We start from the raw sequence: 20,171 nt of genomic DNA, 5'->3' as shown, positions 1-20,171 counted from the left end.
CCGCGCAATGAGCGAAGAGGCGCGAAAGAACGAACTGGAGTTCCCCCAGGCGCGAGCCCAACTGGAAGCCGAACTGGATCCGATTCTTTCGGAACGCGGCATCAGCCAGCGGCCGGCCTTTACCTATGAAAAAGGCGAAACGCGCCTTGTGTTTCCCACAGGCGGCATCGATCGCGGCCTGATCTTCGACGCCATGGCGGTGATTAAGAACCATATTGAAAACCTGCGCATTCACACCCTGGAGCCCGGATACATCGTCTTTCAGGATCTTGGTCCCAATCTGTATGCCAGCAACCGCAGCGCTTTCGAGGGAATTCGTTTCAAGTTCGTTTCGATTACTTCGGCCAGCAGAGTCGAGGTTTCGCGACGCGGCAATCTGAGTCAGGATGAGCTGCAGGCCGCGGTCAATTTGTTCCGCCTGTTTCATCCGCTGGAAAAAAGCTCCGATCCTGGACAGCGCCTGGCAGAACTGGGCGTCAAGGTCTACCGGGCGGAGAATACGGCGCGCGCCGAGGGCGAACGAGAGGGCGCGATCAACATCGGCAAACGCTATGGTTTCGCCGGCTACAAACGGACCAAGCAGGAAATTCTGGAAGCAGTGATTCTGCCGCTGAAGCATCCGGAGGTATTTCGCGGCGTTGCCAGGGCCACGCGCGGCACCGAGGAGGGAAGCATTCCCCGTGCAGCTCTCTTCGAGGGGCCGCCGGGCGTAGGCAAGACTACCATGGCGCGCATCGTCGCAGCGGAAACCGGCATACCGCTGGTCTATGTGCCCATCGAGAATATTTTGAGCAAATATTACGGCGAATCGGCGCAAAATATGGCGGCGATCTTTGATGCCGCAGCGCTCTACGATCAGGTCATCCTCTTTCTGGATGAGATCGACTCGCTGGCTGGCTCTCGCGAAGAGGGCATGTTCGAGGCGACGCGACGCATTCTCTCGGTGCTGCTGCGCAAGATCGACGGCTTCGACAGTCGCGATGGCGTCATTACCATAGGCGCCACCAACCGCGCCAGCGATCTGGATCGCGCCCTGCTCTCGCGCTTTGACACGATCATCAGCTTTCCGCTGCCGGATCTCAATGAGCGCGCCACGATCTTCCGGCGCTATGCCGGTCATCTGGCCGCCGAAGAAATCGAACCGCTGGCTCGATCCTCGGAAAAGCTCTCCGGCCGCAACATACAGGACATCTGCGAATTTGCCGAGCGCCGCTGGGCGCGCGCTTTGATCCAGGAAGGCCGTGCGATCTGCCCGCCGCCGGCCGAGCTGTATCGCGAAATCACCCTGGCGAAAGAGGCCCAGCACGAGTCTTTCTGAATTGACAGGCCCAGGGGGCGCGCTCAGCTTACGTTGCTTGGGTCGTGGATTTCCACAGCCCAACGCTTTTCGCATGAACACTCTTCCTGGCCCCGGATTCCCCCCCGGGGTTTTTTTTACTCCCCGCCCGTAGCCCCGCGCAAACGGCGCCAGATTCCAGGCGCCGCGTTGGCGGCGGCTCACCCCGCGCCGGAGTCCGCGCCGGCGGCAAACTGACGCGCTGCGGCGGCCAGTGCTTCGCTATCGGCGGTGGCCAGCATCGTCGTCCAGCCGCGATCGGCCGCCGGCGACAGATTCTCCTGCCGGTCGTCGGCAAAGAATATCGCGCCCGGCAAAAGTCCGGGCAGGGCGCGGCAGAGAGATTGCTCTATGATTGCAAAGTATTCTGGATCAGGCTTGCGGCGACCCATTTCGCAGGAAAAGAACAGGAAGTGCGCGCCCTCCAGCGCTGGCAGGCGTTTGAAAATTTCCTGGTACCACTCGCCGTAATTGGAAGCAATGCCGCTGCGCAGGCCCGGCTGCCGACCCAACTCCGCCAGCAGCTCGGCCATGCCCTGACGAAAGCGCAGCTCGCGCATCAAGGCCTTCTTGAGTTTCTCCGGTCGCGGCAGCCCTTGCTCCTTCCAATCCTCGCTGCGATAGAAGCTGCGGAAGTACTCCCGCTCTGAAATGCGACCCAGCTCAAATTCCAGAAATGCTTCGCGGCGACGCGCTGCGGAAAATCGGCGCAGTTGTTCGGCTTGCGGCAGCAGACGCTGGATGGCCGGATAGAAGGGTTCATCGATCAGCGTGTCCATCATATCGAAGAGCAATACACGCACCGGTCCAGCCGATCGATGCAGCGTGAGAGCGGTCAAGCGCAGCCCAAATCGGGGCTCTGGAATTTCCAGTGGTCCCGAGCTGGCGTCGCCGGCAGAATAGACAAAAAGCAGCGGTCGATGTGCAACAGGAGCTTGCACCGCACGCGGAGTCCCGCCAAACAGCCTGATACGCCGGTTGTGCAGTCAGAGGCAAATTCCGTTCTGCGTAACAATGGCTGAAAAGTCCGAATAAGCTTTTCCAGGCGCCCGGTTGAGAAGCCGGGCTGCCTGAGGCGGAGCCTGCAATGGTCGCGACGCTGCTCTATAATACTCTATTGCTGTTAGCATACGCCATCTTTCGTTTGGTTGCACTCTTTTCAGGGCGCGCTCGTTCCTTCCTGAAGTCGCGACAGCAAGGACTGGCGTCCTTGCAGCAGTGGTTGGCGAGCTATGCGGCTGACGCTCCTCGGCCGCTCTGGCTGCATGCCGCTTCGGTGGGCGAATTGGATCAGGCCCTGGCTGTGGCGCGCGAGTTTTCGCGAAAGGCGCCAGAGCATCCTGTAATCATTTCCGTTTTCAGTTTGAGTGCGCGAACGGCGTCACAGCCTGGCATTGCTCTGGTCTTCTATATGCCGCTCGACCTGCCCTGGCGCTGGTCGGCGCTGGTGCGGCGGATGAGACCGCTGGCTTTTGTTACGATGACCTGGGATCTTTTTCCCAATCTGCTGCGCGCGATGAAGGCCCAGCGCCGGCCCGCTTTTCTGGCTTCGGCCGCGCTGAATGCAGATAACTGGCGGCTGCGCCCCACGATGCGCCCCTTGTTTCGTCCTTTTTATGCAGGCTTTCAGAAAATCCACGCCGTCAATGAACAGCATGCCGCTCATTTTCGCCTGCTGACCGACGCCGCGCGCGTCCAGGTAAGCGGCGATGCGCGCTACGACCAGGTGCTCTTCAAGATTGAAAACGCCAGCTTGAAGCGCGATCTGGAACAAACGCTGCGCTGGCTCGCCCGCGGAACTCCGCCGTGGATTCTGGCCTCCACCTATGCGCCCTGCGAAGAGCGCATCTTGCCAGGATTGCCAGACCTGCTGGAGCGCCATCGGCGCTTTCAGGTCTGGATATTTCCACATAAAGTGGACGAGCCTCGCCTCGCGGAAATTTCACTCAGACTCGAACAGTTGCATATTCCATATCAAAGTCTCAGCGCACTCCTGCAGGGAAGGCGTCCGCCCCGCAAGCCGCGGGTCGTCCTGATGGACCGCCTCGGCTTGCTGGCCGCCGCCTATCGCTTCGCCTGTTTTTGCTACGTGGGCGGCGGCTTCCACCAGCGCGTACACAACACCGCTGAACCGGCGGCCTGCGCTATCCCTGTACTCAGCGGTCCGCGCATCGACTATTCGCCGATTGCGCAAGATCTGGCCCGCGCCGGGGCGCTGCTGGCCTGTGATGACGGCCATCAGCTGCTGCAAGCGGCGGAGCGCTGGATGAAGCAACCGCGCGAGGCGAAGCTGGCCGGCGCACGCGGCAAAGCCTTTCTGGAGGCCGAACGCGGCAGCGCCGCGCGCTTTGTTACTGCCGAGTTACAGCCCCTGCTGCCGGGACGCCCCAGCGCTACGGCAGGGAAGAGACGCCTTTGAAACGCTCTGCTAAGAACGCCCTCTGGGCCAGCGGACGCAAAACGGCCGGACTGGCTGTGCTCTTGAGCTTTGCTTTGTTGCCAGCGGCTCGCTGCTTTTCGGACGATCTTGCTGCATTGCCGTGGTCCAGACCGCAGCGCGTGCTGCTACTGATTTCTATTGATGGCTTTCAGCTTCGCGCGCTCTCGCAGTCCGCGACGCCCAATCTGGCGCAACTGCGCTTGCGCGGCGCCGGCGGCAGCGCGCGCGGCGTTTTTCCCAGCGTTACCTGGCCGGCGCATGCAACGATCAGCACCGGCGTTGGCCCGGCGCTGCACGGCGTGGTTGGCAACTACTTCCTGGATCGCGATGCACGCCGACTGGTGCGCGCCTGGCAGCTGGATGAAACGGAGTTGATTCGAACGCGAACCTTCTACAGTCGTCTGCGCGAGGAATTTGGGCTGCAAAGCGCGGCCCTGCTGTGGCCTGGCAGTTCGCACAGCCCCGATCTGGTCTACAATGTGCCCGAAGTATACGGCGAGGAAGGCTTTGCCGCGACGCTGGACGACGCAACGCGTCGGGAACTGCAGAGCGCCGGACAGAATATCAATGACTGGGCGGAGCGCAGCTACGGCGAAGACGTCGAACTTGATGCACTGGTGCGCGATGCCGCCGTTCACTTGATCGCGCACGATCCCCCGGACGTGCTGATGGTCCATTTTGTTTCCTACGATACGCGACAACATCGCAGCGGCCCGGATACCGCCTATGCCCGAAGTGCGCTGGCTTTTATCGATGATTGCATTGGCGATATTTTTCGCGCACTGGATGCGGCCGATTTACGCGATCGCACTTTGACGCTGCTGGTTTCAGATCACGGCTTTTTGCAGGTGAATCATGCCGTGGACCTGAACCGAGAATTGCAGGCCCAGCGTTTGGTCCGCAACGCCGGAGCGCGCGAACAGAGCGGCGAAGAGGTCTGGGCGGTAACCAATGGTCACAGCGCCTATGCCTACGCGCTCAATCCGGCGCGTCGCGGACAGCTGCAGCGCGCGCTGCGCCGGACGCCCGGCTTGCAGCGCTTACTTTTGCCAGCGGACTATGGAATCGTCGGCCTGCCGGACCCTTTGAGCAATCCGCGCGTCGGCGACTTTGTTGTCGTATTGAAGCCGGACTACTTCTTCAGCCAGCTCTCCGGACGCCGCAGCTCCGTGCGTCTGCCGCGCAGCGTTGGCATGCACGGCTATTTTCCGGATCATCCAGCGATGTTAAGCGGCTGGATACTTTCCGGCGCCGGAGCGCCGGCGATCGCCGAGGATCTATCGATTGGGCTGGAAGACGTAGCGCCGGCCGTGCTGCGCTATTTTGGGGCCCAGCCTGCGCCGCTGCCGGAGGGCAGACTGGCGCCGCTGGTCCCGACGCCCAGGCCTTAAACCAATTGCAGCCCGTCGATCAAAAGCGACGCACTAGTTTACGATCAGCTCCATGACCCAGACATCCGAGACTTTGCCTTCGGAGAGGACGTGATTCACGCTGGCCTTGATTTCTTCGGCCAGTTCGAGACTGGCATGGGTCGTGGATAGTTCATCCTTGGTTTTGCCGCGCAAGATCAGGTTGATGATGTGGCGCATCTGCGGCATACGCTGCGCCAGTTCTGCGCCCAGCGCCGGATTGTTGGCATCAAAGCCAAGCGACAGTCGCATCTTGATAAAGTGCGGTTCGCCCTGGTCCGCCGTGTTGACGCGGAAATCGTCCTGGAAGTTGAAGTTCTCCGTCGGCGGCGGCGGCTTGACCACGGCGATGGACTGCACTTCTTTGAATTGCTGCGCCGCCGCCTGTTGGGCTACAAAAAAGGCGATCACCGACATCAGCACCACGCCAAGCACGCCAAGGGCGACATAGATCAAAATCTTGACGATTTTCGAGAGACCGGAGGAGGCTGTGGGCTCGTAGCCCGCCTGTTCCCCGCTCTCCTGTTCTTCTTCGTCTGCACCAGCCATAGCTCACCTCGACCGCCGTCGGTCGCATTCGACGCCAGCGCCGCTTGAGCCCCGGTCGGCGGGGACGCTGGCGCCGCACAGAAGGGTTGCTTCTGCTACAGACAATATCGTGCCATTTCCAGATTTGGCAGAGAAATTTACCGCCGGCAGCCGCTTTCCAGATAACGGAGTCAATCAATCGGGCAGCAGCGACTCGGCGCCGGGCAAGGGCGTTTCTGGCAGTCGAAAACCAGAAGAGCTGGCGCCGCGCACGGAGTCCTTGTTGGTCAAAATGACAATGTCGATGCGTCGATTGTGCGCCGACGCCTCCGGCGTGCCGGCGTCGCCCTCGCTGGCCAGCGGTCGAAAGGCGCCATAGCTGACTGCTTGCATCCATTGTGCGGGCACTCCCTGCGATGACATGAAGGCGGTAGCATTGATGGCGCGAGCTCCGGCCAGATCCCAGCTGTTACTGTAGTTGCGTTCGTCGCGAACGCCCTGGTTGCTCTGGCCGGCCAGGCTCTCATCCTCGCCGGAGGAAGAATATCCTTCCACGCGGACATAGCGCTCCAGGTTCTTGCAGACCACCGCCGCTTTCTGCAGCACTTCCTCAGCGGAGGCCGTCAATTGGGCGCTGCCGGGTCGAAAAAAGTCGGCGCTGATCAGAGAGATCACCAAACCTCGTTCGTCTTCCGAAATGCGCACCTTGCGCGCCCGGATCTCCGGTTGAAAGACGCTGACCGCTTCCTGCTTGGAACGCGAGAGCGAGCGACCGCGCGTCATCGATGGCAAGGATTCCAGATTCATGCCCATTTCTTCCAGACGTCCGGCAGAAAGCGTCTGGCCGCCAGTAAAGAATCCCATACTGTTGTTGAAAGCTGAAAGAATCAGCTGGATCTCCTGCGGCGTGGCCTTGCCCGTGGCAAAAATCATTACAAAGAGGCAGAGCATCAGCGTCACCATGTCGCCGTAGGTCTGCAGCCAGAGCGGCGCGCCTTCTTCGCAGGGCGGACACTTTACCTTCTTGGCCATGATCGTTTCGATTGCAGCAAGGGCCGCTGGCCTTACTTGTCTCCGGCGCCTTCTTCCAGCGCGGTACGCTCGGAGGGGGCCAGGAAAGAGGCCAGTTTGTCTTTTACAATGCGCGGGTTGTCGCCGGACTGAATGGAGAGAATGCCCTCAATCATAATCGTCTTGGTGGCAACCTCCTCATCGCTGCGCAGGGCCAGCTTCTTGGACAGCGGCAGGGCGACAATATTGGCGCCCATCGATCCATAAAGCGTGGTAATCAGGGCCGCCGCCATACCGGCGCCGATGGCCGCCGGGTCTCCGGCGCCAAGGTTCTTGAGCATCTGCACCAGGCCCACCAGCGTGCCAAGCATGCCAAAGGCCGGAAAGTAAAAGCCGGTATCGTTCCAGAATTTGATGCCCTCAGAGTGGCGACCCTTCAAGTTTTCAATGTCCGTTTCCAGGATGTTGCGTACCAGCTCCGGGTCCGTGCCATCGACAACCAGCTGAATGCCCTTGCGCAAGAAGGGCTCGTCGAGATTGACCAGGTCGTCTTCCAGCGAAAGCAAGCCCTCGCGGCGCGCCCGTTCGGCAAAGTTCACCAGGGTCAAAATCAAATTGGCCGTGTCCGTGGTCCGCGGCGTGAAAGCAAAACGAGTGTAGGTGGGAATCTGAAGCAGGCGCGAAAGCGGCGCCTGGGCAATGGCCGATGCTGTTCCGCCGCCAAAGGTGATGAACAAGGAGGGGATGTCGAAGATGTCGCCCAGTCCCAGGCCGGCGTAAAAGGTCCCGAACATAACCAGACCAAAACCGCCGACTACGCCTGCAATTGTCGCAATATCCATGGAACCCGTGCTCCTGCCCTTCGATTAGCCTGTCCCGGCGGAGGCGCTGCTTTGAGTATCGTCGGACAGGCGCGGACCGCCCTGGAAAATTTTTCGCTCAAACTCCTGGATCAAGCGGACGATATCCTGGGGACTTTCAGTAACGACGTAGCGCCGCTCATTGGTCAAAGTTATGACCGTATCCGGCCGATTTTCAATCAGCTCGATCAAGCGGTGATTCAGGACAAAGGGTTCGCCCTTCAAGCGATGCAGCTCGATCATGACCAGAACCCCAAGCTGCCAGGGCCTGCCTGGCCGTCCGCAATAAATCGGGCGGCGCTTGCACTCCGCCAGCGCCGGCCAGAGCGCGTGGACAGTTTTTCATTTACGCCCTTCCCGCCCGCCGCACTTTGCCGGTCTTGATCAGGAGCTGAGGCCCGCGCTCCGGCGGCGCTTCGGCCATGGGTTGCCGGCGCAGTGGTATTCTCCAGCATCACTTTCCTGCTGTTCTTCGCCTTTGTATTTGTATTTCAGTGGTACGGCATTGCGCTTCTGCCGGAGCGCATGCGCCTGCGGGCGCTGCACTACTTTCTGCTGCTGGCCTCCTACTTCTTTTATACTTTTTCCGTCTGGCAGTATGGCCTGTTGATTGCCATCACCACGCTGATCGACTACGTCGCCGGGCTTACGCTTGGCTACTATCATGAAAATGCTCCAGATTCTCCGCGTTCACGCCGGGCGCGAGCGCTGTGCTTGTTGATCAGCTTGAGCATGAATCTAGGGATCCTGGGATACTTTAAGTACACGGATTTTTTCAGTGAAAGTGTGATCGCCCTGCTGAACAGCGTTTCGCCCGGCGCAGTCAGCGAAAGCAGTCGCTATTCGCTGCTGCTCCATTTGATTCTACCGGTTGGCATTTCCTTTTTTACTTTTCAATCGATGAGCTATACCATTGACGTTTATCGAAAAGTCATTCCGGTAGAGCGCGACCTGCTGCGCTTCGCCCTGTTTATCGCTTTTTTTCCGCAGCTGGTGGCCGGACCGATTGTAACGGCCAAAGAGTTTCTGCCCCAACTGCAGCGCATGCCACAGTTCAATCTGGAACGGATGCGGCTTGCTGCGCGCTGGTTTGCGCTGGGCTATTTTAAGAAGGTCGTTCTGGCCGACAACGTGGCGCCGGTCGTCGACCAGATATTTGGCGCGCCCCACGGTCTAGGGGCCATAGCATTGTGGGTCGGCGCCATTGGCTTCTGGGTGCAGGTCTATTGCGACTTTTCCGGATACTCGGACATGGCCTGGGGCGCGGCAATCTTTCTGGGCTACGAACTGCCGGAGAATTTTCGTCTGCCTTACTTGAGCCGCTCAATAACCGAACACTGGCAGCGATGGCACACCTCGTTGATTCGCTGGAACCGCGATTATCTCTACATTCCGCTGGGCGGAAATCGCGTTGGCTACTGGCGTCAGAAGTTCAACATATTTTTCACAATGTTTGTGGCCGGCGTCTGGCACGGCGCCAACTGGACCTACGTTCTGTGGGGCGGCATTCATGGAACGCTGCTGGCGCTGGAAAGCGGTCTGCGCCAGATGCTGCGCAACAGACAGAACCTGCATACCACAGAAGAGCGAGCGCAAGATGCGGCGCGCCTGCATCATGCTGCGCCGCCCAGCAATTATTTCAGCCGCAAGTGGCCGCTTGATTTGCTGAAGCTGGCGGCGACCAGCTTTGTTACCATTTACTTTGGAACGCTATTTCGAGCGCCCGAGATTCAGACAGCGTGGTCGATGATGACGGCGATGCTTGGCTTCGGTGCAGCGGCCGACGCCAGCGCCGGGCTGGCGGCCCTGGATTCAAACATGGTGTGGCTGGCAGCTTTTGTGATGATCGCCGGGCAGATCATCGGCTGGCAGATCTTTGAACGGGGACGCTTCCAGAATCTGCTGCCGGCCTGGGCGGAAACTGCGCTGTGGCCTGTCTTTGCTCTAATCTGTATCCAGATTGGCGCCAGCGACGCTTCGCCCTTTATCTATTTTGTATTCTGAGACTCCAGCCAGTGATGCCCGACGCAGTTTCTGAAAATCTTTCTCCCTGTCGAAGACTCTGCCGACTTGATCTCGCTGGGCGTCGCTGTGTCGACTGTGCGCGCACCCTCGACGAGATTGCGACGTGGTCCAAGCTGACGACAGACGAGCGCAAGCGTATCATGGGCGAACTTCCCCAACGTCTGCGCCAGGTGGAAACGGATAACTCTTGACGCCAGCGGAGCTGCCCGCAGCGCTGGCAGAATAGTCTTCAGGGAGGAAGTTGCCGTCCTTTGCGACGGGGAGCGCCGATTGATTCGTCGCTTCGGGTGAGATTCCCGCGCTGTCCCGCAACTGTAATCATGGCAGTCCCAAAGCCTGCCCTGTAAGCCAGATCTTCCCCGCGAACGGACTTCGAGGATAGAGTCCATCGCATTCTCACACGCCGCAGGCGCGCGAGGGGGCCCCGGAGACGAAAGAGAGTCCAGGGGCTCTGCTATGCGCGCCAGGAATAACCTGAGTATCCATTGCTTCGCATTGCGCGGCCTCCGGCTTTCTCAACATCCAGGAGAAGGCTAATGAAAAGAAAGATTCAAATCGCGGGCGCGATGGCGCTCATATTGAACATGAGTTACTGTCCACTGGGCGCCGGATCGGAGGACGACTCCGACGAGCAGGGCCAAAACGCAGCGCTGCTGCTGGCCGGGCTAATACTGACAACGCCAGAGATCGCCGGGCGCTGGCACGACAACGGATTCAATACGGACCTGACGGTCAGTCCGGTGAATAGCATCTGGACGGCCGCCGGCACGGGAACGGGCTACTCCTTCACCTATGCGCTAAGAGAATTCGATAACAGCTTGAACCGTTTCTACTACGAGTGTACAGCACAGACTGGCGGGGGCTGTACTGTCGGTCAATTTGGCGCCGTCGCCTGGACGCAGCCGGATGGCAGCAGTTTCTACTGGTGCGAGTATTCCTTCAGCCAGAGCAGTCTGGCTGCCGCCAAAGCGGCCAGCGCCTCCAGCGCCAACGCCTCGAACCTTTCCAGCGGTTGTGCGGGCTTTTCATGGACGCGCTATGATCGCCGCTAAAACGCAAACAAGGCCGCTGCGCTACTCGGCGGCCGCTGCGGCCTTCTGTGCCGCATTGCTTTCGACCTGCGCCCAGCCTGGCGGCGATGATAGCGCGGCCGCGGCGCTCCTGCTGGCAGCCGTAGCGCCATCCAGTGGCGCAAGTTGCCAGCAAACAGCGGCGCCGCCGGCAGGCGCCTTCGTGGCCGACGTCGCCGCCAGCGCACCCGGCAACACTGGCGGCGTTTTTTATGACGTTCGCTGCGCCGTCAATGGCGTGCGCGGGGCCGGCGATGCCAGCGGATCAACCGATGTTTTCAGTTTAAACGAAAGCGGACTGACAGCGTCCATGGTCCTGGAGTGGAGCGGCCGGCGCGTGCTCAACGGCGGCGGCGTCGACTTTGTGGTCTATGAGAATGCCTTTTTTCAAAGCGGCAACAGCAGCCAGCGCTTCATGGAAGCGGCGATCATCGAGGTTAGCGAAGACAATATCAGCTATTGCGGTTTCAACCCGGACTATACAAACGCCCCGGAGACCAGCTATTCGCAGGACCCGACAAAGTGGTCGCGTTTTGCCGGCATCAATCCAGTGTACTACAACCAGGATCAAAATCCGATGACCTCGGCGAACCTGTTCAATGGCGTTGGCGGCGGCGACCGCTTCGATCTGGCTAACCTGGTAGACGATTCCGCTTCCTTTGCCAACGGCTGTTCGCCAGCGCTGGTTACAAATTTGAAGGCAAGCGGATTTGTCTATTTGCGCATTCGCGCCGCATCGTCGCTGAACAATCCCGCGACTGCCGCGCCCTTCTTGCGCGACCCGGGCGCCTTCAATGGCCCCGACATCGACGGGGCCATCGCCGCCAGCGTTGCGACGCGCTGAATCAGGCCGGCGGTCCGAGGCGCTTGCGTTTGATATACATTTCCAGACCGGTTCCCGCTTCCTTCTGAACCTTTGCTTTTACGGAAGGCAGCCAGCCCAGGAACAGTCCGGTTGGGCCAAGGGCCATGCGCGCCCAGCGCCAGAAGTTGAAACTGTCGCGATGCTTCTGGATCTTGCCGTTCTTAAATTCAAAGGAGGCTGTGATGTGGTTCTCGATTCGCCGTCCGGTCTTAGAAAAATCGTAGCTGGCAATCCACTTTGCACCGCCGCTTGCATCGTCGGCGTGTACATCGCTGAAAGTCAGCGAGAAGTTCTGCGCCCGCTCCGCGAGCATCTTCCACATCGCGCCAATCCGCCAACCCTTCAAATCGGGAAAGGCTGGATCGCCAAAGGTGGCATCATCCGTATAGCAATCGGCCATAGTGGCCCCGTCCAGTTTTTGAAAGGCGCTATAGAATTTTTGAATCAGTTCTTCATTGGGATGCATCTTTCTCGCTCCTGAAATTACTGCGCTGTCCTGCGCTCAGTCGGCGGCGATCTGCAATTCGCCGGAAACTTTCGTCTCGCCGTCATCGGCGACGGCTTCAATATTTACCTGCAAGATCTTCTTACCGTTTTCTTCTTTCTTCTTTTTGACCACGCCCTTACAGCGGATCGTCTGCCCCGGTCGGCTCATTCCCTTAAATTTCACGCCAAAAAAATCAATCTGCGCGGCCGGCGCCCAGTTGGTCGCCAGACGACCGAGCATCGCCATGATGTACATGCCATGGGCGATCGTCCCGCCAAGCCCGACCTGATTGGCAAAAGCGGGATCGGTATGAATGGGATTGAAATCGCCGGAAGCGCCGGCGTAGCGCACCAGATCCATATGCTGGATGACGCCGCTCTTCAATTCTGGAATCTCTGCGCCGACTTCGTAGTCGTTAAATGCAATGCGTTTCATTCTATAGCTCCTGCGCCGTCTCAGCTGCCCTCGGGACGTATGACAATGGCCATTTCCGCTTCGATCAGCGTTTCTCCCTTTTCGTCCTTATAGACAGAGCGAAAGGTGACCATGTCCATTTTGCCAACCTTCACATCGACGATTTCCGGTTGAGCGTGCACGGTGGTTCCCGGATAGACTGGCTTGTGATACGTGTATTCTTCCTTCATATGTAGCAGGCGCGCCGTATCGATGCCAACAGAGCGCATATCGTCCCAGATCTTTGGATAGCCCCAGAACATAAAGGTCGTTTGAAAGGTGGGCGGCGCTGGCGTATCCAGGTAGCCGGCAGCCTTTGCTGCTGCCGCGTCGAGGTAGATCGGATTGGTCTCCCCGATCGCCTGGCAGAATTCGCGAATCTTGCCGCGCTCGACCGTGAAGGCGTAGGGATCGAGCTTCTTGCCAATGATATCCTTGCTCAATGCTATCATGCGTCCGATGCTCAAGCAGGGAAGCAAGCGGTCAAGTAAGTGCCGGAGACTGGCCGGGCTCAGTAACGCAAAGCAAGTGCAAAGATGTAACGGCTGTAGTAGCGGGCCGCCGGTCGCTTGCTGAGGCCGCTCCAGGGATCGATTTCGCGTACGGAAGATCGATAGCGGGCCCCCGAGGCAGCCAGACTGAGCGCGCCGCGCACATCGCCAGCGGCATAGGGCCAGGAGAGCGCCAGAATTCCCTCGGCGCCCTGACCGCGATCAAAGCGCGCATAGTTCAGATATACGTCGGCGCTGAATTTTGAGCCTGGCGCCGCGCCAAGGCGCAGACCACCCAGCGCAGCGCCGCCATTCTCATAGTTCGGAGTTGCAGGGTCTACATTGTCGCGAATCCGGTCGGGCAACAATTCAAAGCGCGAGAGTCCCGGCGTTGGAATCAGGGTGCGACCCGGCTGTAGATTGCGTAAAGCAGTACGCTCGGCGCCGGGCGGAGGTCCCTGTACGAGAATCGATGCCGGCCCGCCAAGGAAGAGCGGGCTTGGGCGCACCGCGCCAAATCCGCGCAGGTCATCGTCGCTGTCGTTGCGGTCGCGGGAGCTCCAGAGGCCCGCCATCTCCAGTTCCGGGCCGCGATGAATCGGCAATGCGCGCACGCAAGCGTAGCGCTCTGGAATTCGTTGCTCGCAACCAGGTCCTTCCTGTCCGAGGCCCAGATGAAAGACCAGCGATCCGTAAGCCATCCCGCCCCGAATCGCACGTCGACTCTGCCGCAGTCGAACGCCGCCGCTATCCACCGCCATCTCGCGCCCGTGGTTGTAAATGCCGCCGGCGCGCCAGCTGATCGCGCGCGAGGTACGTGAAAAGTAAAGTCCCCAGTAGTGTACGTCCAGGTCGGGCAGCGCCGACTGGCCAAGAGGAACAGCGACCGACTGCCCGAAAGCGCCAGGCAGATAAAGATCTGGAATAGTGGCACGTCCGGGAAAGCGGAGAAAGCCATAGTAGCCGTTGATTGCAAAGAGGCGGCCGGCTAGCGAGGCGCGCGCCAGGTAGAAGGCCGCCACGTTGTCGCGCCCATCGCTGCGGCTCCGGAGCAGTCGTTCACGCTGCAATTGCCAGGCCCCGGCGCCCAGGTTGACCAGGAAGCTACGACCTAATCCCCAGTCGGCGCTAACACCGGGCGCTTCGCCAACAAACAGGAAACCATCCGGATCGGAGATTGCCAGATGTCTGCCAAGTAAGGCCTGAAAGCCACGGTAAGGCGCTCCAAGGCGGCGATCTACGACAAAGACCTCGCCGGCGCGCCCGTAGTCGGGTCCGCCAAATAGGCCCTCATCCTCCTCCGAGGACTCTGTGGTACGTACCACAAAGGGCCGGCGCGCATAACGCAGCAGGAGCGCAGCTTCAGCAACCTCAGAGTCAAAGGCCCAGTTGAGCTGGCTTCGATTCCAACGCAGATAGTCCCATTCGACCCGGGCAATGAACCGAGCGCCAAGCTCCAGTTCGGCGCGGCGCAGGCCAGCCTCGCCCCCGCCCTGCAGCTGGATCAACCCGTGGTCCTGGACCCTCTTTTCCTGGGCCACGCCGCCATGTTCTGAGGCCGCACCAAGCAGCAGCCCGATGGATGGTCTTAACCAGGGACGCCAGCTTGCTGCAGCATCGTCCCGGGCGCCCCCCTCCGGCTGCGGATCGCCTTCCCTGGTCTCAGGCCTTCCCTGAACTGTGGCGGGAGCAGCGCCACCGAGCGGCGCAACCTGATCAGAACCAGGTTCCGGCTCTATCGCCTGAGCCCAGACAGCTGACCAGGCTGAAAAAGTGAGCAGGCAAGCGGCCAGCAAACCGACTCGGCCCCACCGAAATGGATTGCCTTGTAGTGCGGCGCAAAAAAAGTCGTTCAGTATCTTGTGCGTTGCACTAATAGAGTCTGAAATTTGCCAGAAGAGAGGCCGGGGATGAAGCGCGTATCGAAGAGAACACAGCTGCGGAATGCGGCCCTTGCGCTGACCGGTCTGGCGGTCATGCTCCTCGCTGCCAGCGCGGCCCTGCAGGCCGGAAATGGAACCAGAAACGAGCAGCGACAGGAGCGTCTGACACGCCTTCGTATGAGCGCCTATGTCCATTATCGTAATCCTTCCAAAGCGGAGGAGGAGCGACGGGTCCTCGTGGACACACTTTTGAGCGAGGCCGGACGGCTGCGCATTCCAGGCCATTTCAATATCGAGGGAAAGGCCATCAATCCCGTTTATTTTCTGGCGGCGCTGATTGCTGTGGAGTCCTCCTTTGATCGACAGGCTGTTTCACGCTCGGATGCACGCGGCTACATGCAACTCAAGCCGGATACAGCCGCGTGGCTCGACCGACGCCTGGACGAAGAAGGCCGTCTGCTTCCACAAGATGTTGCGGCTACCCGGTTGGCATTTGCCAGCGTTACGTTGCGACCGGCCGCCGATCCCCGTTTGCGCCGCGAGCTTTTCACGGCGCGCGACAACCTGCGACGCGGCGTTGCTTATTTGAATTTTCTCATTGATGGCCACCCCGATATCCGCATGGTGTGCCTTGCATACAATGCCGGCCCGGCCTCCGTGGCGCGCGGCCTGTGGGACGAACGTTACTGGATCAAAGTGCTGCAATCCTACCGCGAAATCGCAAGCGGGCGCTACCAGGCCAGCAATCTGCGCAGCCTCTGACTTTTTCTCCGTCGCGGCGAGCGACGCTTCGAATTCTGGTCTGCGCGGTTGTGGCGTGGCATTCAAATTGTCAGCTCCCGCCGATAGAGGGGGAATTGCCGGACCGCAATGATATTGCCCGATTGATGTGGCAGGGTTCGTATGCGATCCTGAGGGTTCCGGCGGCGCGCTTCGGCGAGGCCCTGCGGCTCGGTCAGGTGGCAGCCAACGAAGCGATCATCGTCGATAGCACCGCCGGCATTCTCTCCGTGCGCATTCCTGCGGACCGACGCGCCGACCTGGAAGCTCTCGGCTTTGCCTTTGAAAATAGTCCTCCCTTTCGTTATATTGATCCTCTGATTGAATTGCGACGCAGCAGTTCGCGACCGGCAGACTGGCAGCGCGGCTACATGGATGAAGAGCTTGCCTGGCGCAGCCTGCGACGCATGGCGGCAGATTTCCCGGAACTTACACGCTTACAGGAGCTAGGACGCAGCCATCAGGGACGTCCAATCCTGGCCCTGCGCATCAGCGACGACCCTGGCAATCATGGCTACAAGCCTGCCGTACTCTACCTCGGCGCACAGCACGGCAATGAGCCGCTGGCCGTGAATTTCCCGCTCGATCTGGCGTACTACGTTCTCTACGGCTGTGATGCGCAAGTCGAAGACGCATGTTCCTCGCCGATACTTGAGCAGACCAGCAGCCGCGGCGTGCTCAGTCGTCGCAGCCTGCAATTACAGAAGTTCTTGCGCGACTATGAACTCTGGATTGTTCCGGTGGCCAATCCGGACGGCGTACATGCCTTCTGGGAAAAGAATGTTTGGTCAGGCCGCAAGAATGGCCGTGACAATACCGAACCCAGAGGCTGGAATTCGGATGATGGCGTCGATCTCAATCGCAACTATCCGTTCTTCTGGAACTCTGGCATAGAGCGCGCCTCCAGCGGCGAACCGCGCAGCATCTTCTATCGCGGTCCATCGCCGGCGTCAGAACCGGAAACGCAAGCCATCATGGCGCTTACGAGCCGCGTTCGCTTTGCCATCGCCCTCTCCTACCATTGCTTTGCCACGCGGGTACTGGCGCCCTACACCATTGAAGGCGCACACACTCCCGTGCCCAGCGCTTCCTGGCGCATGGGCGAGGAGCTGGCCCGCGCCGGTCAGAGCTACAGGCCGGAAAAGGCCTATGAAGTCGCCCACAACCTCTATGCGGTTGATGGCACCGATCAGGATTGGATGTTTCAGGCCTATGGCGTCATGGCCTTCATAGTAGAAGGCGCCCAGCTGCATCCTCCTTTTGAGCCGGCCGGCCGACTGACCATTCAGGGGATGCGATCGCTCTCGCTTCGCGCCCTACAGCTAATCGAGGAAGGGCCCGTGGTGCAGGTGCAGGTTGTGGATCAGAACGACAGGCCGCTCGAGGCGCGATTGCGTACGCCACAACACTACTACTTTCACAACGAAGCCCTGTATACTTCGCCGCGTAACGGGCGTTATAACTACTTTCTGGAGTTTCCGGCAGAGCTTCAGATCCGCGCCAGTCGAGATGGCTACCAGTCAGCGGAGGCGAAGGTCGACTGCCAGAGTGGGATCTGCCCGCTTCGTTTACAATTGACCCCGCTTGCGGCGCATTGAAAGCTGCGTTGCTATGGCAAAGCCTATTGTTCTCAAAGGCGATTTGAGCCGCGAACTTGCCGCTGACTTTCAGTCGCGCCCGGAACTGGGAGTCGACTGTGAAATGATGGGTCTCAATCCCTTCCGGGATCGACTGTGTACCGTCCAGATTGGCGCCGAACGCGGCGACTGCGCTGTGGTGCAGATCAATGAAGCGGACGGCGCGCCCTTGCTGCAGCAGGTCCTAGAGAATGCTGGCGTGATCAAGATATTCCATTTTGCGCGCATGGACCTGCTCTTTCTCAAACAGCGCATCCAGATTGATGTACGCGGCGTGTTTTGCACCAAACTGGCGTCGCGCCTGGCGCGCACCTACACCGACCGCCACGGTCTAAAGGATGTAGTGCGCGAGCTTTGCGGCGAAGTGATGGACAAGACCAGTCAATCTTCCGACTGGGGTCGCGAAACGCTCAGCGAAGATCAAGTTGTCTATGCTGCGGACGATGTTCGCTATCTGTTCGAGCTGCGCCGCAAGCTGAGCGAGATTCTTGTGCGCGAAAAGCGCATGCACCTTGCCGAGGCTTGCTTCCAGTTCCTCAGCGTGCGCCGACAGCTCGATCAGCTGGGCTACGAGGACATATTTGCTCATTGATGGCTGTAGCCCAATTCAGCCGCGCGGCGTGCGGCCCTCATCGCCTGCACGGCCGCTGAGGGCTTAGAGTTCCGTCAGCCTGGTTCGTCCGCCGGGATAACCAGCAAACAGGCCTGGACTACGTCCGGATCGCTGTTATGAAGAATACATCCAAGATCTGCCGGTTGAAAGCGAGCGCGACAGCGCCGGCGAAACGATTCTCGCGCCGGAGCTGATTCCCAGCTCTGGCGCAAGCTCTGCTGGTCCTCGCGGCTGGCAAAACCAGGCGACTGCAGTGCGACCTGCAGCATATGCTCGTAGGCCCGCGCACAACTGGCATCGGTCACGGGAACCGAGACGCTCTCCACCGCCTCGACGCCGGGCAGCGGCGCGGACGAACCTCCGTTCTGGCTGCCGGCAGACATATCGCCTCCGGCTGCGGCGGCGCCTGCGTCGCCATTTGCGGCCTCCGCTTGATCGATTTGCTGGCAACTGAGCATGGCCGCCAATCCTGAGGCGGCCATGCGACATTCGTAGAAATGACGCGTATATTGCAGGCGACACTGTCGGAGGTACTCGCTACGTCCTGGCTCGCTGAGAATTTGCATTCTTGCGGCGCGCAGCGCCGGCGAGAGCGGTCCATCAATCATGGCGGTCAGGCTCTCCAGCTCCCGTTCCATGAGTGCATTGCATTCCGTCTCACTGAGCGGGCCTGGCGAAGCTGCAGGCGCAGGACCCGTTGGACGATCAGCATCCTCTGCGTGCAAAATGCCAAGGGCAAGGACGGCGCCAAACAGCAGGCTCGCGGCGAACAGCGGCCGGGGCAGAGGTAGCTTCAATCGCGATTGACGCTGCATAATTCGAGGAAGTCCTGGATGGCCGATGGGCGCCAGCAAGAAAGTCAACAGGAAAGTCAGTAAGAAATCGACCGCTGCGGCTGGCAAGGCAAGCGCGAAACGTCGCAGCGCAGCTACTTCCGCAAGTCCCAGGAAAGGCGCCAGGCGCGACGCTGATGCCGGGCGAAACTTTCCTTCCTCCTTTCTCTGGGGCGCAGCAACTGCTGCCACGCAAATCGATGGCGGAGATCTTTCTTCGGACTGGTACGCCTTTTCTCGTATTCCAGGGCGCATTGCCGGGGGTCAAGGTCCGGAAACGGCCTGCGATCACTGGAACCGCTATGCGGAAGACTACCAGTACTTGCGGCGCATTGGTTTGAACGCCTATCGTTTTGGCGTCGATTGGTCGCGATTCCAGCCGACGGCCGACGCGCCGCTGGACCGCCGCGCCCTGGATCACCTGCGCAAGATGCTCTACGAACTGCAACTGGTTGGCGCCCGGCCGTTGCTTACCCTCTTCCATTTTACATTGCCGCAGTGGTGGGCCGAGCGCGGCGGCTTTGTCCGCGAGGAAAACCTGCCCGACTTCTGGCGCTTTGCCGAATGGATCGTCGAACATGTCGGCGATCTGGTCAGCGACTACACAACGATCAACGAACCAAACGTCTACGCCTTGTTGTCCTACGTTGACGGACGCTGGCCGCCTGGTCGCAGCGGTCCGGTCGGATACCTGGAATCGCTGCGCGTCCAGCGCAATCTGGTGCGCACCCACTTCCATCTTTACGATCGGATTCGCGAGATCCATGCGCGTAAGGGATTTGCCGCTCCGCGTATTTCCATCGCCAAGCATCTGCGCTATATGGCGCCCGCTGATCCGGAAAGCGCATTGGACCGCGACCGCTGCCAGTCGGCCGCCTATCGCTTCAACTGGAGTTTTATGGATTGCCTGGAGTCCGGCGAATTGCGGCGACCGCTGGGGCGCGGTGAGAAGCTGCACGATGGCGCCGCCTGGGATTTCATTGGCATCAACTATTACAGCCGTGATCGCATTGCCTTTTCCTGGAAGGCCCTTGGTCGCTTTGGCATTGCCATCCAGCCCGTGCAGTCGGCGCAAAAAACCGATCTGGGATGGGAGATCTATCCCGAAGGCCTCTACCAGCTGCTGCTTGAAGTACGCGACCGCTATCCCGATCGTCCAATCTGGATTACCGAAAACGGGATCGCTGACGCCACGGATCAGATGCGCGCCGATTTTATTCGCCAGCATCTGGCACAGACGGCGCGCGCCATGCGCGAAGGGGCTCGTGTGGAGGCCTACTTTCATTGGTCCTTGATGGACAATTTCGAATGGGCTGAGGGATACGAGCCTCGCTTTGGGCTGGTCGCCATAGACTATGCAACTCTGAAGCGCAGTCTGCGCCCGTCAGCGACGGCTCTGTCGCAGATAATTCGATCGGGACGCTCGCCGCTCCCGTCGATGAGTTAAGAG

21 protein-coding genes and 1 riboswitch are annotated in these 20,171 nt (G+C 59.9%); of the genes, 11 read left to right on the top strand and 10 right to left on the bottom strand.

Annotation, left to right across the window (positions count from 1 at the left end):
* The first annotated feature begins 7 nt into the window (after positions 1-7).
* On the top strand, positions 8-1,318 hold the full coding sequence (locus tag K1X75_01400) for an ATP-binding protein (protein ID MBX7056690.1): 1,311 nt from the start codon (positions 8-10) through the stop codon (positions 1,316-1,318).
* A 179-nt stretch (positions 1,319-1,497) separates the two neighbouring features.
* On the opposite strand, the gene K1X75_01395 is transcribed toward K1X75_01400, so the two are convergent.
* The gene (locus tag K1X75_01395; protein MBX7056689.1) at positions 1,498-2,277 is read right to left on the bottom strand and encodes a hypothetical protein; all 780 of its coding nucleotides are present in this window, start codon (positions 2,275-2,277) and stop codon (positions 1,498-1,500) included.
* A gap of 146 nt (positions 2,278-2,423) precedes the next feature.
* On the opposite strand from K1X75_01395, the gene K1X75_01390 reads away from it, so the two are divergent.
* Both K1X75_01390 and K1X75_01385 read left to right on the top strand, forming a co-directional pair.
* Positions 2,424-3,755, top strand: a complete 1,332-nt coding sequence (locus K1X75_01390) for a hypothetical protein (GenBank protein ID MBX7056688.1) — start codon at positions 2,424-2,426, stop codon at positions 3,753-3,755.
* Positions 3,752-5,167, top strand: a complete 1,416-nt coding sequence (locus K1X75_01385; protein ID MBX7056687.1) for an alkaline phosphatase family protein — start codon at positions 3,752-3,754, stop codon at positions 5,165-5,167. Before K1X75_01390 ends, K1X75_01385 begins: the two co-directional genes overlap by 4 nt.
* 33 nt (positions 5,168-5,200) lie before the next feature.
* Here K1X75_01385 and K1X75_01380 read toward each other — a convergent pair whose 3' ends face one another.
* The 4 genes from K1X75_01380 to K1X75_01365 form a co-directional block, all read right to left on the bottom strand.
* Positions 5,201-5,734, bottom strand: coding sequence for a flagellar basal body-associated FliL family protein (locus K1X75_01380; protein MBX7056686.1), 534 nt, complete (start codon positions 5,732-5,734; stop codon positions 5,201-5,203).
* 174 nt (positions 5,735-5,908) lie between these two features.
* Positions 5,909-6,745: a flagellar motor protein MotB gene (gene motB / locus K1X75_01375; GenBank protein MBX7056685.1), complete on the bottom strand. Its 837-nt coding sequence runs from the start codon at positions 6,743-6,745 to the stop codon at positions 5,909-5,911.
* A 32-nt stretch (positions 6,746-6,777) separates the two neighbouring features.
* Positions 6,778-7,566, bottom strand: a complete 789-nt coding sequence (locus K1X75_01370) for a MotA/TolQ/ExbB proton channel family protein (protein ID MBX7056684.1) — start codon at positions 7,564-7,566, stop codon at positions 6,778-6,780.
* Between the two features lie 24 nt (positions 7,567-7,590).
* Positions 7,591-7,827, bottom strand: coding sequence for a flagellar FlbD family protein (locus tag K1X75_01365; GenBank protein MBX7056683.1), 237 nt, complete (start codon positions 7,825-7,827; stop codon positions 7,591-7,593).
* A 195-nt stretch (positions 7,828-8,022) separates the two neighbouring features.
* On the opposite strand from K1X75_01365, the gene K1X75_01360 reads away from it, so the two are divergent.
* The 4 genes from K1X75_01360 (at position 8,023) to K1X75_01345 (ending at position 11,523) form a co-directional block, all read left to right on the top strand.
* A complete protein-coding gene (locus K1X75_01360; protein ID MBX7056682.1) occupies positions 8,023-9,588 on the top strand; it encodes an MBOAT family protein in 1,566 nt (521 codons plus the stop codon).
* 14 nt (positions 9,589-9,602) lie between these two features.
* Positions 9,603-9,800, top strand: a complete 198-nt coding sequence (locus tag K1X75_01355; protein ID MBX7056681.1) for a DUF1289 domain-containing protein — start codon at positions 9,603-9,605, stop codon at positions 9,798-9,800.
* Between the two features lie 51 nt (positions 9,801-9,851).
* Positions 9,852-9,986, top strand: a riboswitch (cobalamin riboswitch).
* Positions 9,987-10,145: 159 nt separating this feature from the next.
* Complete coding sequence (locus K1X75_01350; protein MBX7056680.1) at positions 10,146-10,661, top strand: hypothetical protein; 516 nt, start codon at positions 10,146-10,148, stop codon at positions 10,659-10,661.
* Entirely contained in the window at positions 10,648-11,523 is an 876-nt protein-coding gene (locus K1X75_01345) for an LIC_13355 family lipoprotein (protein ID MBX7056679.1), read from the top strand. Before K1X75_01350 ends, K1X75_01345 begins: the two co-directional genes overlap by 14 nt.
* Position 11,524: 1 nt before the next feature.
* Here the strand turns inward: K1X75_01345 and K1X75_01340 are convergent, their stop codons facing one another.
* The 4 genes from K1X75_01340 to K1X75_01325 are packed head-to-tail and all read right to left on the bottom strand — an operon-like array spanning position 11,525 to position 14,516.
* Positions 11,525-12,010 (bottom strand): nuclear transport factor 2 family protein, encoded by a 486-nt coding sequence (locus K1X75_01340; GenBank protein MBX7056678.1) that lies wholly within the window; start codon positions 12,008-12,010, stop codon positions 11,525-11,527.
* A 36-nt stretch (positions 12,011-12,046) separates the two neighbouring features.
* Positions 12,047-12,466: a dehydratase gene (locus K1X75_01335; GenBank protein MBX7056677.1), complete on the bottom strand. Its 420-nt coding sequence runs from the start codon at positions 12,464-12,466 to the stop codon at positions 12,047-12,049.
* Positions 12,467-12,486: 20 nt separating this feature from the next.
* On the bottom strand, positions 12,487-12,936 hold the full coding sequence (locus K1X75_01330) for a MaoC family dehydratase N-terminal domain-containing protein (protein MBX7056676.1): 450 nt from the start codon (positions 12,934-12,936) through the stop codon (positions 12,487-12,489).
* Between the two features lie 59 nt (positions 12,937-12,995).
* Positions 12,996-14,516, bottom strand: a complete 1,521-nt coding sequence (locus tag K1X75_01325) for a hypothetical protein (GenBank protein ID MBX7056675.1) — start codon at positions 14,514-14,516, stop codon at positions 12,996-12,998.
* A gap of 369 nt (positions 14,517-14,885) precedes the next feature.
* Between K1X75_01325 and K1X75_01320 the strand changes: the two genes are divergently transcribed.
* The 3 genes from K1X75_01320 to K1X75_01310 all read left to right on the top strand — a co-directional run bounded on the left by K1X75_01320 (position 14,886) and on the right by K1X75_01310 (position 17,867).
* Positions 14,886-15,620 carry a transglycosylase SLT domain-containing protein gene (locus tag K1X75_01320; GenBank protein ID MBX7056674.1) on the top strand — a complete coding sequence of 245 codons (735 nt, stop codon included), beginning with the start codon at positions 14,886-14,888 and terminating at the stop codon, positions 15,618-15,620.
* Between the two features lie 95 nt (positions 15,621-15,715).
* A complete protein-coding gene (locus K1X75_01315) occupies positions 15,716-17,236 on the top strand; it encodes a hypothetical protein (protein MBX7056673.1) in 1,521 nt (506 codons plus the stop codon).
* A gap of 13 nt (positions 17,237-17,249) precedes the next feature.
* The gene (locus K1X75_01310) at positions 17,250-17,867 is read left to right on the top strand and encodes a ribonuclease D (GenBank protein ID MBX7056672.1); all 618 of its coding nucleotides are present in this window, start codon (positions 17,250-17,252) and stop codon (positions 17,865-17,867) included.
* Positions 17,868-17,941: 74 nt separating this feature from the next.
* Here K1X75_01310 and K1X75_01305 read toward each other — a convergent pair whose 3' ends face one another.
* On the bottom strand, positions 17,942-18,685 hold the full coding sequence (locus K1X75_01305) for a hypothetical protein (GenBank protein ID MBX7056671.1): 744 nt from the start codon (positions 18,683-18,685) through the stop codon (positions 17,942-17,944).
* 43 nt (positions 18,686-18,728) lie between these two features.
* Here K1X75_01305 and K1X75_01300 point away from each other — a divergent pair, with 43 nt between their 5' ends.
* Entirely contained in the window at positions 18,729-20,168 is a 1,440-nt protein-coding gene (locus K1X75_01300) for a family 1 glycosylhydrolase (GenBank protein ID MBX7056670.1), read from the top strand.
* Positions 20,169-20,171 lie beyond the last annotated feature (3 nt).

The organism is Leptospirales bacterium (assembly GCA_019694655.1).
Lineage (GTDB): Bacteria > Spirochaetota > Leptospiria > Leptospirales > Leptonemataceae > SSF53.
Note: the sequence above shows the minus strand (reverse complement) of the source record. Positions and strands in the feature narration are given on the sequence as shown.